This window comes from Roseomonas sp. CECT 9278, from assembly GCF_918698155.1.
Classification (GTDB): domain Bacteria; phylum Pseudomonadota; class Alphaproteobacteria; order Acetobacterales; family Acetobacteraceae; genus Neoroseomonas.
Genome location: NZ_CAKKLX010000004.1, coordinates 98661 through 113588 on the forward strand (window position 1 = coordinate 98661; position 14928 = coordinate 113588).

At 72.0% G+C, this 14928-nt stretch carries 12 protein-coding genes; 7 read left to right on the forward strand and 5 right to left on the reverse strand.

From position 1 onward, the window contains the following. Positions 1–15: 15 nt before the first annotated feature. The 4 genes from LQ222_RS04075 to LQ222_RS04090 all read right to left on the reverse strand — a co-directional run bounded on the left by LQ222_RS04075 (position 16) and on the right by LQ222_RS04090 (position 4192). Positions 16–1581 (reverse strand): EAL domain-containing protein, encoded by a 1566-nt coding sequence (locus LQ222_RS04075; protein ID WP_230164670.1) that lies wholly within the window; start codon positions 1579–1581, stop codon positions 16–18. Between the two features lie 127 nt (positions 1582–1708). Continuing rightward, positions 1709–2176: a nuclear transport factor 2 family protein gene (locus LQ222_RS04080; protein WP_230164671.1), complete on the reverse strand. Its 468-nt coding sequence runs from the start codon at positions 2174–2176 to the stop codon at positions 1709–1711. Between the two features lie 55 nt (positions 2177–2231). Continuing rightward, positions 2232–2912 (reverse strand): NIPSNAP family protein, encoded by a 681-nt coding sequence (locus tag LQ222_RS04085; protein WP_230164672.1) that lies wholly within the window; start codon positions 2910–2912, stop codon positions 2232–2234. Positions 2913–3130: 218 nt separating this feature from the next. Then, positions 3131–4192 carry a zinc-binding dehydrogenase gene (locus LQ222_RS04090; RefSeq protein ID WP_230164674.1) on the reverse strand — a complete coding sequence of 354 codons (1062 nt, stop codon included), beginning with the start codon at positions 4190–4192 and terminating at the stop codon, positions 3131–3133. Positions 4193–4424: 232 nt separating this feature from the next. On the opposite strand from LQ222_RS04090, the gene fabI reads away from it, so the two are divergent. The 7 genes from fabI (at position 4425) to LQ222_RS04125 (ending at position 13624) form a co-directional block, all read left to right on the forward strand. Beyond that, a complete protein-coding gene (fabI, locus tag LQ222_RS04095; RefSeq protein ID WP_230164798.1) occupies positions 4425–5183 on the forward strand; it encodes an enoyl-ACP reductase FabI in 759 nt (252 codons plus the stop codon). 11 nt (positions 5184–5194) lie between these two features. Beyond that, on the forward strand, positions 5195–6613 hold the full coding sequence (locus LQ222_RS04100; RefSeq protein ID WP_230164675.1) for a bifunctional enoyl-CoA hydratase/phosphate acetyltransferase: 1419 nt from the start codon (positions 5195–5197) through the stop codon (positions 6611–6613). Then, a complete protein-coding gene (locus LQ222_RS04105) occupies positions 6610–7812 on the forward strand; it encodes an acetate/propionate family kinase (RefSeq protein ID WP_230164676.1) in 1203 nt (400 codons plus the stop codon). Before LQ222_RS04100 ends, LQ222_RS04105 begins: the two co-directional genes overlap by 4 nt. 50 nt (positions 7813–7862) lie before the next feature. Continuing rightward, complete coding sequence (locus LQ222_RS04110; protein WP_230164677.1) at positions 7863–10169, forward strand: DUF3141 domain-containing protein; 2307 nt, start codon at positions 7863–7865, stop codon at positions 10167–10169. Positions 10170–10434: 265 nt separating this feature from the next. Next, positions 10435–11382 carry a hypothetical protein gene (locus LQ222_RS04115; RefSeq protein WP_230164678.1) on the forward strand — a complete coding sequence of 316 codons (948 nt, stop codon included), beginning with the start codon at positions 10435–10437 and terminating at the stop codon, positions 11380–11382. Next, on the forward strand, positions 11379–12602 hold the full coding sequence (locus LQ222_RS04120; RefSeq protein WP_230164679.1) for an adenylate/guanylate cyclase domain-containing protein: 1224 nt from the start codon (positions 11379–11381) through the stop codon (positions 12600–12602). Before LQ222_RS04115 ends, LQ222_RS04120 begins: the two co-directional genes overlap by 4 nt. Beyond that, on the forward strand, positions 12599–13624 hold the full coding sequence (locus LQ222_RS04125; RefSeq protein ID WP_230164680.1) for a patatin-like phospholipase family protein: 1026 nt from the start codon (positions 12599–12601) through the stop codon (positions 13622–13624). Before LQ222_RS04120 ends, LQ222_RS04125 begins: the two co-directional genes overlap by 4 nt. Before the next feature lie 58 nt (positions 13625–13682). On the opposite strand, the gene LQ222_RS04130 is transcribed toward LQ222_RS04125, so the two are convergent. Then, positions 13683–14927 carry an aminotransferase class V-fold PLP-dependent enzyme gene (locus LQ222_RS04130; protein ID WP_230164681.1) on the reverse strand — a complete coding sequence of 415 codons (1245 nt, stop codon included), beginning with the start codon at positions 14925–14927 and terminating at the stop codon, positions 13683–13685. Between the last annotated feature and the right edge of the window lies 1 nt (position 14928).

A 14928-nucleotide genomic window follows, 5' to 3' on the forward strand; every position in this document is an offset into this window, starting at 1 on the left:
TGGCAAGCGCGCCGTTCAGCCCCCCGGCAGCGCCCCCGGACGGCCGAACAGATAGCCCTGGCCGAAGGCGACGCCGAGTTCCGCCATCAGGGCCGCCTGCGCCTCGGTCTCGATGCGCTCGGCCACCACCTGGGCGTCGACCGTGCGGGCCAGGTCGACCATGGCGGCGATGAAGCCTCGGTCGCGCTCGCTCTCGACCGCATTGGTCACATACACGCCGTCCACCTTCACGAAATCGACCCGGAAGGCGCGCAGGTAGCGGAAGGCGGCGGCCCCCGCGCCGAAATCATCGATGCAGATCGGCAGGCCGAGCGCACGCAACGCATCAACGGTGCGGCGCGCCTCGGCCTCGTCCTCGATCTCGGCGGTCTCGGTGATCTCGACCAGCAGGCGGCGCGCCAGGTCCGGGGCGGCGGCCAGCATGGCGCAGAGCCGTTCCCGGAAGCCGGGCGATTGCAGCGACAGGCCGGACAGGTTGCAGGCGATCCGCGCCCCGCTGGCGGCGCGCGCCGCCTCGCAGGCGGTCTCGACCACCGCCCAGTCGAGGGTTTCCGACAGCCCCACCGTCTCCGCCAGGGCGATGAATTCCGAGGCCTCGCCATAGGGCGTGCCGGGGGTCGGGATGGGGCGCAGCAGGGCCTCGTAGTGATGGGCGCGGCGGTCGGCGAGCAGCACGATGGGCTGGAAGGCCAGCCGGAAGCGCCGTTCGGCGATGGTCGCGCGCAGCGCCGTGGCGCGTTCGGCGGCGCTGGCGACGAAGCCGCTCAGGCCACCGGAAAACCCGGCTTTCTCCAGGGCCTCGTCACCACCGCGGGCGAAGGCCGACAGGGCGAAGCGCAGCGCGCGCGTCGCCTGCACGGCCGACAGCCCATCCGCGGCGAGCGAGACCGCGCGCGTGCCGATGGTCCCGGGCAGCCCGTGCTGCGCCAGCAGCAGCGCCACCTGCTTTGACAGGGCGCCGAGGTCGGGCAGCCCCACCCCCGGCAGCACGCCGAAGCGTCCCGAGCCGAAATCCGCCGCGACGGTGCCTGCCCCGCCCTGCGCCGCCAGCAGCGCCTGGATGCGCGCAGCGAGGTCGGCGCGCGGCGCCAGCGCCCCGCCATCCCCGGTCAGTTCGATCAGGCCGAGCGCGCTGCATTCGTCCGACCCGCGCAGCATTTCCTCGGCGGCGCGGGCCAGCCCCGGCCCGCCCGGGAGCGGCCCGCCCGGCAGGTCGTTGGGCAGCGGCGAGAAGGTCAGGCAGAAGGCCCCCGCGCGCCCCGGCGCCGCCAGCCCCGCCACGCTGAACGACGACCGCGCGAGGTCCGACAGGCGGATCGCGGTGGGGCGGATTCGCCCGGTGGCGCTGAGCAGTTCCAGCGCGGTGCCCATGCCGGACCGCTGGTCGCGCGCCACCAGGTCCAGCACCGGACGGCCCACGAAGCTGGCGCCCTGGCGGCCGAAGCGTGCCGGGAAGGCGCCCTCGGCGAAGGTGATGCGACCCTCGGCATCCGTCTCGACCAGCAATTCGGCCGCGGCGAAGGCAAAGGTCAGGAAGCGGTCCGCGGCGTTGACGGCGCTCGGGCGCACGAATTCCTGCATGGGTCACCCTGGTGGCGAGGGGGGCATCCTCGCCGCCAGGGCTTAAGCGCGGGTGAAGCGTGCCCGGCCGGGCCACCAGCGTGCCGGCGCGGGGCCCGGCGTGGCCCGGTGGCGCCGCGCGCGCCGGTCAGCGCGCCTTGATCGGGCGCGTGCCGTGGCTGTCCTGCGGCACGCCGCGGCCCAGCGACATGTGGCTGTGCACCCCGACCCAGCGCCCGTCCGGCTGCTTCTGCAGCATGATGGTGGCGCGGCCCGGGCGGTCGAATTCGCGGCCCTCCGGGGTCCAGCCGGTGCTGGTCCAGGGCGTGACGGCCACCGCCGTGGCGCCATCGGCCGAGGCCAGCACCTCGGTGTTCGCCAGGTCGAAGGCGAAATCCTTGGTGCGCGGCCAGACATTGGACCATTGCGTGTCCGTCCAGGCGACGCGCGAGCGCACCAGTTCCTGGAAGGTCCCGAAGATCACGATGTCGTCGTGCCAGAACGGGTAGGCCGACTTGAAGTCCACCTCGCGCACGCAGGCGGCGAACCGGTCGAGCCAGTCGAGGATCTCGGCGCGCAGCGCCGCGTCGGCCGCGGGGATCGGAAGGTTGGTCATGCGGGCCTGCCCTGCTGGGCCACGGCGCGGGCTCGGCGGCCCGCGCCGGGCGTCCTCACTTCACGACCGAGAAGGCGGTCGGCTTCAGCGCCATCACGGTCTGCTGCTTGAGCGCACCGAGCCCGCCGACCACCTTGCCGAATTCCTGCCATTGCGGGTCGTTGGCCATGGCGGTGCGGCGGCGGTCGCGGTCGCCCAGGCCTTCGTACAGCCAGCAGAACACGACCTGGTTGATCGGGCCGATCTCGGTCACGCCGAACATCAGCAGCTGGCCCAGGATGCGCTTCTGCACCGGCAGGCCGAGCTCCTCATACGCCTTCAGCCAGGCCGGCATCTTGCCGGGGTGGAAGTCGTAGGTGCGGTGGTCGACCACCATGCCGGTGCCGCCGATGGTGCGCTTGAAGGCGAAGTCCTTGGCCGACTGGATCGGCGAGAAGGCGGTCGGCTTCAGCATCTTCACCTCCTGAGAGGCGATGCAGCCGGCGGCGAGCTTCTTGAACTCGCCCCATTGCGGGTCGGCCTCGCGCGCCGCCAGGCCGGCGTCGCGGGTGTCGATGTCATCCCAGCCGCGCATGAAGACGAAGCGATTGATGGTGCCGACCTCGACCGTGAAGGTGCCGAGCGAGGGCGCGCCCAGCGTGCGCACCGAGGAAGGGAAGCCGTGGCTGCCGAAGGCATCGACCCATTGCGGCTGCTTGCCGGGATGGAAGGTGTATTGGCGGTGCTCGATGTACATCGCGTTTCCTCTGGGATGCGGCCGCGCACCTTCGGCCGGGGCGGCAGCGGAGGCAAGACGGCACGACCCGTGCGCCCCACAGGCGGATCGTGCGCCGGCACCATCCGGGAGCGCACGGTGCGACCGCGCCCAGGCCGCCCGCCCTCCCCGGCGCACCAGCGCCCGGCGCGAAGGCAAGGGCCGCGGATGCGGCCCGCCCGCCGTCTGAGGGCGAAAGGCTACGTGGGCAGGATCACCCCTTTCCCATCCATCTGCCTGTCGAACAGCCGATACGCCTCCTCCCCCTGGTCCAGCCGCCAGCGATGCGTGAACAGCGCATCCACATCGATGCCGCGGTCGGCGATGTAGCGCGCGCATTCCGCCTGGCCGACCGTCGAGAAGGTCCAGGACCCGATCAGCGTGATCTGCCGGCGCAACAGGTCGGGGCTGACCTCCAGCGTCACCTCGCCGCCCTCCCCCACGAAGCAGGCCTTCCCCCAGGTGCGCAGGCACTGCACCGCCTGGCGCCGGGCATGCGGGCTGGAGGACGCATCGAGCGACGCATGCGCGCCACGGCCATGCGTCGCATCCTTGATCGCGCCCAGCACATCCTTGGTCTCGGACGGGTTGATCAGCAGGTCGGCGCCGAACTGCCTGGCCCGCGCCAGCCGGTCGGGGGAGGTATCGAGCGCGATCACCCGCGCGCCCATCTTCGCCGCGAGCAGCGTGGCGGACAGCCCGACCGGCCCCTGGCCGAACACCACGATGGTCTGGTCCCCGCTCAGCCCCAGGCGTTGCAAGGCCCCCCAGGCGGTGCCCGTGCCGCAGGAAATGGCCGCCCCGGTCTCGAAGGACAGTTCGTCGGGCAATTGCACCATCGTGCGGGCCGGGCCCTTCAGGTAGCGCGCATGGGCGCCGTGGGCGGTGGCGCCATAGACCTCCTGCACGCCGTCGTCGCACAGCTGCATCCAGCCGGTATTGCATTGATGGCAGACGCCGCAGCCGCGGTAGTGGTGCTGCATGGCGCGCATGCCGACCCAGGCCTGGTTCGGCGGCACGCCGGCGCCCACCGCCACGACCACGCCGCAGGGCTCGTGCCCCGCGATGGTCGGTCCCGAACTGGCGCCCAGCCCGAGTGCCGCCGTGCGCCCAGGCCCGGCCGGCGCGCGATAGAACTTCAGGTCGGACCCGCACATGCCGGAGGCGCGGATCTCCAGCACCACCTCGCCCGGCCCCGGCGTCGGGTCGGGGAAGTCCATCAGCTCGAGCTGGCGGTCCCCGGTGAAGACGATACCCTTCATGTGGCGTTCCTCCTGTCGGCGCAGCGAAACACCCGCGCCGCGTTTGGTCCAGGCGAGGCATCTGCTGCGGTGCAACAAAATTCTCATGTCGGGAGGAGCGGCTTTGTCCTAGTTCAAGGGAGCGTCGTGGCGGACAGGGCATCGACCCCCGGCAGGCGAGGGAGACTGCGCCATGGATCGACCGACCGACCCGCTGCCCACCGTCTGGAACCCCGACAGCCGCGTGGGCGACATGCTGAAGGGCAAGCGCGGCCTGGTGGTCGGCATCGCGAACGCCGATTCCATCGCCTATGGATGCGCGGTGAAGCTGCGCGCCTTCGGCGCCGAGCTCGCGCTCACCTACCTGAACGAGAAGGCCGAGAAGCATGTCCGGCCGCTGGCCGAAGGGCTGCAGGCGCGGATCATCGCGCCGCTGGACGTGCAGCAGCCCGGCGCGCTGGAGGCGCTGTTCGCGCGCATCGCGCAGGACTGGGGCAGCCTCGACTTCGTCATCCATTCCATCGCCTTCGCCCCGCGCGAGGACCTGCACGGGCGCGTGGTGGATTGCTCGGCGGAGGGCTTCGCGCAGGCCATGCACGTGTCGTGCTGGTCGTTCCTGCGCATGGCCAGGCTGGCGGAACCGCTGATGGGCGCGGGCGGCGTGCTGGTCACCATGTCCTACTACGGCGCCGACAAGGTGGTCGGGAACTACAACATGATGGGGCCGGTGAAGGCGGCGCTCGAGGCCTCCGTGCGCTACGCGGCGGATGAGCTGGGGGAGAAGGGCATCCGCGTCTTCGCCGTCTCGCCCGGGCCGCTGCGCACGCGCGCGGCCAGCGGCATCGCGCAGTTCGACGAGCTGGTGGCCATGGCGCAGGACCGCGCGCCGCAGCGCCGCCTGGTCGATATCGGCGAGGTCGGGCGCGTCGTCGCCTTCCTGGTCAGCGGCGCCTCCAGCGGCATGACCGGCGACACCGTCTATGTCGATGCCGGCCTGCACAACGTGGCATGAGGGATGTCCCGATGACGATCACCGCCCCTGCCCTGGTCGGGCGCGCCTGGGCCGACATCGCGGTGGGGGAGAGCGCGTCGATCACGCGCGTCTGCACGCCCAACGACCTGATCGTGTTCGCGCATGCCTCGGGCAACTTCAACCCGCTGCACCTGCCCGGCGAGTCCGAACAGGAAACCGGCCGCGCGCCTGTCGCGCCCGCCATGTGGTGCGGGTCGCTGTTCTCGGCGGTGTTCGGCAACCGGCTGCCGGGGCCGGGTGCGTCCTACCTGTATCAGGACCTGCGCTTCCACGGCCGGGTCGAGGCCGGCGAGGCGGTGATCGCCACCGTCACGGTGCGCGAGAAGCTGCCCGGCAACCTGCTGGTGATGGATTGCCGGCTCGAGAAGGACAATGGCGCGCTGGTCTGCACCGGCACCGCCGAGGTCGCCGCACCGGCCGAACGCCTGGTGACCGATGGCGTGGTGATCCCGGCGCTGACGCTGGTGCCGCGCGGGAAGTTCTCCCGCCTGCTGGAGGCCTGCCGCGGCCTGCCGCCGATGCCCACCGCGATCGCCGCGCCGACCGACGAGAATTCGCTCGGCGGCGCCTGGGAAGCGACCAAGGAAGGGCTGATCGAACCCATCCTGGTCGGCCCCGAAGCCGAGATCCGCGCCGCCGCCGAGCGCATCGGCTGGGACCTGGCGGGCGTGCGGATCGAGGCCACCGCCGACGCCCATGCCGCCGCCGCCCGCGCCGTGGCGCTGGTGCACGAAGCCCGCGCCGCGGCGGTGATGAAGGGCAACATCCATTCCGACGAAGTGCTGCGCCATGTCACCAAGGCCGATGGCGGGCTGCGCGCGGGCCGTCGTGTCAGCCACGCCTTCGTGCTCGACATCCCAGGGCATGAGGGGCTGATGATCATCTCCGACGCCGCCATCAACATCCTGCCCGACCTGATGACCAAGGCGGATATCGTGCAGAACGCCATCGACCTGGCGCGGGCGATCGGCATCGAGACGCCGCGCGTGGGCATCCTCTCGGCGGTCGAGACCATCAACCCCGCCATCCCGTCCACCATCGACGCCGCGGTGCTGGCCAAGATGGCCGAGCGCGGGCAGATCAAGGGCGGCCTGGTCGATGGCCCGCTGGCGATGGACAACGCCGTGGACCTGGAGGCGGCGCGCACCAAGGGCATCCATTCGAGTGTCGCGGGGCGCGCCGATGTGCTGATCGCGCCGAACCTCGAAGCGGGGAACATGCTGGCGAAGCAGCTGGTGTTCCTGTCGCAGGCCGATACCGGCGGGATCGTGCTGGGGGCCAAGGTGCCGGTCATGCTGACCAGCCGCGCGGATGACGAACATGCGCGGCTGATGTCGGCCGCCTTCGCGGTGCTGTATGGCCATTGGCGGCAGACCGGGCGGTCGCGCCTGGCGGAGATGACGCCGTGATCGCCACCGGCGATGCGGTGCTGGTGCTGAATGCCGGCTCGTCCTCGATCAAGTTCGAGGTCTTCGCGATGGACCCGGCGCCGGTGCCGCGCTTCGCCGGGCAGATGGAGGGCATCGGCGCGGCGCCGCGCTTCACGGCGCAGGATGCCGCGGGCAGGCGGCTGGCCGACCGCCGGTGGGAGGCAGGCGGCGCGCCGGGCGACCACCGCGCGGCGCTCGGCGTCATCATCGATTGGCTGGACGGCGTGCTGCAAGGCCGCCGCGTGGCCGCCATCGGTCACCGCGTGGTGCATGGCGGGCCGGAGCTGGCGGCGCCGGTCGTGGTCGATGCGGCGGTGATGGACCGGCTGCGGGCGCTGGCCCCGCTGGCGCCGCTGCACCAGCCGCACAACCTGGCGGGCATCGCCGCCGCCGCCGATCGCTTCCCCGGCGTGCCGCAGGTGGCGTGCTTCGACACCGCCTTCCACCGCAGCCATGCCTGGGAGGCCGATACCTTCGCCCTGCCGCCGGAATTCTACGACCGCGGCATCAGGCGCTACGGCTTCCACGGCCTGTCCTATGAATACATCGCCCGCAGCCTGGCGCAGACCGACCCCGCGCTGGCGGCGGGGCGGGTGGTGGTGGCGCATCTGGGCAATGGCGCCTCGCTCTGCGCCATGCAGGGTGGTCGCAGCGTGGACAGCACGATGGGGTTCACCGCGCTCGACGGGGTGCCGATGGGCACGCGCTGCGGGCAGATCGACCCCGGCGTGCTGCTGCACCTGATGACGACCGAGGGCATGGACCCCGCCGCCGTGCAGGCGCTGCTGTATGGCCATGCCGGGCTGAAGGGCATGTCCGGCATCAGCCAGGACGTGCGCGACCTGCAGGCCAGCACCGATCCGCGCGCCGCACGGGCGCTCGCGCATTTCTGCTGGCGCGTGCGGCGCGAGGTCGGCGCGCTGGCCGCCGCGCTGGGGGGTATCGACGCGCTGGTCTTCACCGCGGGCATCGGGGAGAACGCGCCCGCCATCCGCGCCGCGGTCTGCGATGGGCTGGGGTTCCTTGGCATCGCGCTGGACGCCGCGCGCAACGCCGCCAATGCCCCCGATATCGCCGCCGCGGGCGCCGCCACCCGCGTGCTGGTCCGCCCGACCGACGAGGAAGCCATGATCGCCCACCATGTGCTGGCCCTGTTGCAGCGCAGCGAAAACGCTTGAAGCGCCCTGCCCCGCGGCGCAGATAGGGTCCCGAGAACGGAGTTCGCAGCATGCCCCCGATCCCCACCCCGCCGACCCGCGAACTGGCCGAGAAGGCCCAGGAGACGGCGACCCGCGTGCTCGACCAGGTCCGCACCCTGACCGAGGTGGTGAACCGCCACGCCGCGGCGCTGATGCCCGCCGCGCCCGGCGCCGCCAGCGCGCAGGCGATGAAGGACCTCGCCACGCGGTTCACCCGCACCCCGGGCGCGCTGGCGCAGGACGCCCGGGCCTATGCCACCGATGCGGCGCAGCGCTGGCTGATGTTCTGGGATGTCATGCGCGAGGCCGGCAACAACTTCGTCGAGCATGAGCGCGCCGGCTGCCCGCCGGTGCTGTTCTTCGACTACGAGACGATCGTCGATGGCCGCACCCTGCCGCGCCCGGTGAACTACGCGCTGGTGCGCATCACCCCGCCCGAGGGCACCCGTCCGGCCGACCCCAAGCTGCGCCCCTTCGTCATCATCGACCCACGCGCGGGACACGGCGCGGGCATCGGCGGCTTCAAGAACGACAGCCAGGTGGGTGTCGCGCTGCGCCGCGGCCATCCGGTCTATTTCGTCATCTTCTACCGCGAGCCGGAGAAGGGGCAGACCATCCTCGACGTGACGGCGGCCGAGGCGACCTTCCTCCAGCGCATCGCCCTCGACCATCCGAAGGCGCCCAAGCCCGTGGTGATCGGCAATTGCCAGGGCGGCTGGGCCACCATGATGCTCGGCGCCGCCGCCCCCGACGCGGTCGGCGCGCTGGTGCTGAACGGCGCGCCGCTGTCCTACTGGGCCGGCGAGAAGGGCCGCAACCCGATGCGCTACCTGGGCGGGCTGGCGGGCGGCGGCTGGCCGTCCTCGCTGATGGCGGACCTGGGCAACGGCAAGTTCGACGGTGCCGGGCTGGTCGCCAACTTCGAGAGCCTGTCGCCCGGCAACACCTGGTTCAAGAAGTACTTCGACCTCTATTCGAAGGTCGATACCGAGGCCGACCGCTTCCTGGAATTCGAACGCTGGTGGGGCGGCTACTTCCTGATGACCACCGACGAGATCCGCTGGATCGTCGACAACCTGTTCATCGGCAACCGCTTCTCCTCGGGCACCATCTCCTCGGGCGGCGGCGAGACCTTCAACATGCGCGAGGTGAAGGCGCCGATCGTGGTGTTTGCCTCGGCCGGCGACAACATCACCCCGGTCGGCCAGGCGCTGCGCTGGATCGCCGACGTCTATCGCGACGAGCAGGAGATCAAGTCGCTCGGCCAGACCATCGTCTACCTGCTGCACGACCAGATCGGGCACCTGGGCATCTTCGTCTCCGGCGCGGTGGCGAAGAAGGAGCACAACGAGATCGCGACCACGCTCGAACTGATCGAGGCGGTCGCGCCGGGCCTGTACGAGATGCGCATCACCGGCCACGACGGGTCCGGCGGCAACGAGGAATGGCAGGTCGAGCTGGTCGAACGCCGCATCGCCGACATCCGCACCCTGTCGGGCGAGGCGAGCAACGAGGCCTTCCCCGCCGTCGCGAAGATCAGCGAAATGAACCAGCATCTGTATGACGTGCTGGTCAGCCCGATCGTGCGGCAATTCACCACCGAGGCCGGCGCCGAGGCGCGCCGCCAGCGCAGCCCGATGCGCACGCGCCGCTACATGTTCTCGGACCTCAACCCCTTCATGATGCCGGTGCGCGCCCTGGCCGGCATGGCGCGCGACCATCGCGCCCCGGCCGCGCCCGACAACCCGTTCCTGGCGATGGAGAAGGCCTGGGCCGATGCGGTCGAGCACAGCATCGGCGCCTGGGCCGACCTGCGCGACGCCTCGATGGAGGTCGCCTTCCACGCCATCTACGGGGGCCTCGCCGCCGCCGGCGTGACCGGCGACGACACCGCCGCGGAGGCCGAGGCCGCGCGGCGTTCCCTGGTCATCGAGCCCACCCACCATGTCGATGCGCGGGCGAAGGTCGCCGAGGGCGGCTATGCCGAGGCAGTGATCCGCATGATGATCCTGCTGGCCGATGCGCGCGGCGGCGTGCGGCGGTCGCGCCTCGCGCGGTCGAACGCGCTGCTGACCACCGAGGCACCCTTCGCCGGCATGAGCCCGCCGGCGCGCCAGGCCATGATCCGCGAACAGACGGTGATCGTGACCCTGATGCGCGAGGAGGCGCTCGCCGCCCTGCCGAAGCTGCTGCCGACCGCCGCGGATCGCCGCAAGGCACTGGCCGCGGTCGAGCTGGTGGCGGGGCCGGACGACGAGCTCGGCGACAAGGCGCGCGAGATGCTGGTGGCGATGCGCGACACGCTCGGCACCGGGCCGAAGGTGGCGGTGGCCTGATCGCGGCCGGCGCGGCGCCACGGCGGATGCGCCACCGCGCCGGAGCGCTTCGCCGGGCCACGCCAGCGCGCGCCGGGCGCGTGGCGCGGGCACGCGGCGGCGCGCTTTGCCCGCCTGCGCGGGTCGCCTGGCGGTACCGCCTGGCGTGACAACGACCCGGCGCCGCTGCGGATCGCCGCGACCAGCGGCAACCGTTCGGGCTTCTTGTTTTCACGAGCATCCTCGCCCGACCGGATGATTCCATCTTTTCGGGATCTGCTTTAGGATGGCGCGCCACCATCCGGCGAAGGCCATGGCCGCAAGGGCCGCGACGACCAGCACCGTCCTCGACCTCGCCATGGCGCAGGACGCATCGATGGACGCGATCGAGGCCGCCGAGGCGGCGCTGATCGCGCTGCGCGGCCAGCCACCCGACATGGCCGGGGCCGTCACCACGGCGCTCGGCGACGCCACCGGCGGGATGGCCCCGGACAGCACGGTGCATCGCGCCGCGCTCGCCGTCGCGCAGGCCGTGGAGCGCCACGGCGCCAGCTTCCCGCGCGGCGCGGAGCCTGCCTACCACGACCGCCTGCACCAGGCCGAGACCGCCCGCGCAATGGGCTGGCTGGCCGGCGCGGCGCGGCGGATGGGGCTGCTGACGCGCGAGGAGGCCGCGCTCGCGGTACTCGCGATGGCGGCGCACGACCTTGGGCATGACGGGCAGGTCCATGCCGAGCGCGGCGTGCTGGAACGGCGCTCCGCCGAGGATGCCGGCGCGATCGCCACCGCCGCCGGCCTGCCGCCGGCCGATATCGCGGCACTGCGCCGCATCGTGCTGGCCACCACCTGGCCGTGGGAGGACCAGGAGGCGCCCGACCTGTCCTGCCGCCTGGCGCGCGAGGCCGACCTGTTCGCAAGCAGCCTGCCGCGGCTCGGCCCGCTGCTGAGCCGGCTGCTGGCCCGCGAATTGGCGGCCGCAGGCCAGCCCGCGCCGGAGGGTGTCGCGACCCATGCGGCGCGCGTCGCGCTGCTGCGGCTGCTGCCGCCGGCCAGCCCGCCGGCACGGGCGCTCGGCCTCGATGCCGCACGCTCGGCGCAGCTCGCGGCCTATGCCGGCGCGGCGCGGCGCCTCGGATTGCCCGGCACCAGCGCGGAGGAAGGCGCGGCGGCGCTCGATGCGCTGGACCCCGCCGATGCCGAGGCGCTCCTCGCGTGGTCGGGCGAGGTGCGATGAGCGGCGCGGCGCGCGGGCCATCGCTGCTGGTGCTGCTGGTCCTGCTGGTCGCCTGCGTCGGCAGCTTCCTGCTGGGCGCGCTGGCGTTGACCGCGGCCGCCACGCCGGCCGGCGCGCCGGTCGCGGCCCTCGGCCTGGCGGTGGGTGGGCTGCTGCTGGGCCTGGGCGGCGCGGCCTTCGCGGCGCGGCGCGTCACCCTGGCGCTGCGGCGCCTGGCGCGCGAGGCCGAGGCGGTGCGCCGGCTGGACCTGGCCGACCCGATGCCGCCGCCGGGTGGCACGGCGGAAGTCCAGGCCCTGGGCGAGGCGATGGGCGGCATGAAATCCGCGCTGCGCCTGTTCAGCGTGTACGTGCCGCGCGACCTGGTCCGCAAGCTGATGGCCGAGGGCGCGGAGGTGAGCCTGGGCGGCGAGCGGCGGCGCCTGACGGTGATGTTCTCCGACGTGCAGGGCTTCACCACCATCGCCGAGCGCATGGACCCCGAGGAGTTGATGCGCATCACCTCGGCCTATTTCCAGGCGGTGACGGACGACCTGCTGGAGCACCACGCGACCATCGACAAGTATATCGGCGATGCGGTGATGGCGATCTGGAACGCGCCCAAGCGCGACCTGGCGCATGCGCTGCACGGCTGCCGCGCGGCGCTGCATGCGCGCGCGCTGACACTGCGGCTGGAGGAGGAATTCGCCGAGCGCGGCTGGCCGCGCATGCACACGCGCTTCGGCATCCATACCGGCGATGCGGTGGTGGGCAATGTCGGGTCGTCGGATCGCATGGCGTACACCGCGATCGGTGGCATGGTGAACCTGGCCTCGCGGCTCGAAGGCATGAACAAGATGTACGGCACGCAGATCCTGGTGAGCGAGGCGACGCGCATCGGCGCGGGCAGCGGCTTCGTGTTCCGCCCGGTCGACCTGGTGCTGGCCAAGGGCACGCAGGATGCGGTCGAGGTGCATGAGCTGGTCGGGCTGTCCTTCGCCGCCGACGCGAAGGACACGCCGCTGGTCGCGGACCGCGCGCTGGTGGCGCGCCTGCCGGCCTGGGGCGAGGCGATCCGCCGCTTCCGTGCCGGGCAGTTCGGTGCCGCGCGCGCCGCGCTGGCCGATGCGGGCGACCCGGCGACGGATCCGCTGGTCGCGGCCTATGCCGAGCGCCTGGCGCGCTTTCCCGACGGGCCACCGGCCGATTGGTCGCCGGTGACGCGGCTCGACAGCAAGTGACGGGCGCGCGCAACCGCCGGCGGATCAAGCTGGCGCTGCAGGGCGGCGGGTCGCATGGCGCCTTCACCTGGGGCGTGCTGGAACGCCTGCTGGCCGACGACCGCCTGGAGATCGAGGCGGTGGTCGGCACCAGCGCGGGGGCGATGAACGCCGCCGTGCTGGTCGACGGGCTGATCGCCGGCGGGCCGGCGGAAGCGCAGCGGCGGCTCGATGTGTTCTGGGAGGGGATCGGCAACATCGCGGCCTTCTCGCCGGTGCAGCCGACGCCGCTCGACATGATGCTGAGCCCGGGGAACATGGATTTCTCGCCGGCCTGGCGGCTGGCCGACGTGATGCAGCGGCAATTCTCGCCCTACGAGTTCAACCCGACGAACATGAACCCGCTGCACGAGCATATCGAGGCGGTGGTGGACTTCGCCCGGCTGCGCAGCGCGCCCGGCCCGGCGATCTTCGCCTGCGCCACCAACGTGCTGACCGGGCGGCTGCGCGTGTTCGAGCGCGCGGAAATGAGCGCGGCGGCGGTGATGGCCTCCGCCTGCGTGCCGCTGCTGCACCAGGCGGTGGAGGTCGAGGGGCAGCACTACTGGGATGGCGGCTATTGCGGCAATCCGCCGATCTTCCCGCTGATCTACATGGGCGGTGCGCCGGACATACTGATCGTGCAGCTGAACCCGGTGAACATCCCCGAGGTGCCGCGCGACATCCGCGCCATCGTCGACCGGATGAACACGCTGGCCTTCAACTCATCGCTGATGCGCGAGATGCGGATGATCCGCTTCGTGACGGACATGATCGACAAGGGCGACCTGCCGGAAGGGAAATACCTGCGCTGCTTCATTCACTGCATCGACGCCGAGGCCGAGCTGGCGGCGCTGAATGCGTCGTCGAAGATGAATGCGTCGATGGGGTTCCTGCAGCACCTGCGCGCGCTGGGAGCCGCGAAGGCGGAGGCGTTCCTGGACACGCATTTCGCGGCGATCGGGGTGCGGTCGTCGACGGATGTGATGGAGCGGTTTCTGTAGATCCGTCGTCGCGAGCGTCTTTACCCGGCCAGACTATTCGCTCTGGTCGGGAGTTGCCCTAGTACGTCCGCTCGTTCGCGCCGATCCGGCTGTTCTGCCCGCCGCGCGCGGCCGCCACGGCGCGGGCGACGGCCTCGACATACTCGCCCGCCACCTCGCGATGGATCGGGTTGAGATGCAGGTGGATGCCGTCCGGTTCCTGCTGGCGCCCGACCAGCCAGCCCTCGGCATCGAGCGCCGCCGCCACCTTGCCGATGTCGAGCGCGGGGTCGCTCGCGCGCCAGACGAAGATGCCGAGGTCGCTCGGCCGAAGAATGTCGAGGCCCGGGATCGCGCCGATCCCCGCCGTCATGATGGCCTTGGCTTCCATGATGAGGCGCGCGCAACGCAGGTAGCCGTCGTCGCCGAGGTGGTTCATCGCCGCCCAGGCCGCGGCCACCGCCCCGCCCGGCCGCGTGCCCTGCGTGGTGTAGGCGGCATAGGGCCCGCGCTGCCAGGCGCGGCTTTCGAACTTGTGCCATTCGCGGTCGGCGGCATCCGCGACCAGCAGCAGCGACGCGCCCTTGGGCGCCATGCCGTGCTTGTGGATGTCGGCGGACATCGAGGTGACGCCCGGCACGTTCAGCTCGAAGGCCGGGATGTCGTGGCCGAGGCGCCGCACATAGGGCGCGAGGAAGCCGCCCACGCAGGCATCGACATGCATCCAGGCCCCGTGCCGCGCCGCCAGCGCGGCGATCTCGGCGATCGGGTCGAAGGTGCCGAAGGGGTAGTTCGGCGCCGAGCCCACCAGCGCGACGGTGTCGTCATCCATGCGCGCTTCCATCGCCGCGACATCGGCGCGCAGACCAGGGCCGATCGGCACGCGCCGCACCTCGATGCCCAATGCCTCGGCCGCGCGGTCGAAGGTGAGATGCGCCGAATTCGGCAGCACGATGTTCGGCTGCGTCACGCCGCGCTGCGCCCGCGCGCGATTGCGCGCCGCCATCATGGCGAGGAAAATGCTCTCCGACCCGCCGGAAGTGAAGGTGCCCCCTGCCCGCGCATCGCCGCCCAGCAGCGCGAGCGCCATGGCGATGACCTCGTCCTCCAGCGACTTCAGGCTGGGGAAGGCGCGCTGGCCGAGGTTGTTCTCGGTCCAATACGCCAGGTAGGCCTGCTGCTGGACGCGCTCCAGCTCCTCGTCCAGCCAGTAGAAATAGACGGCGAGGCGGCCGTGGCGCCAGTCGCGGTCGCCCTGCTTGCGGTCGCGCAGCGCCGCCAGGATGGCGTCCGCCGGCGCGCCTGTCGCGGGGATGCCGGCCATG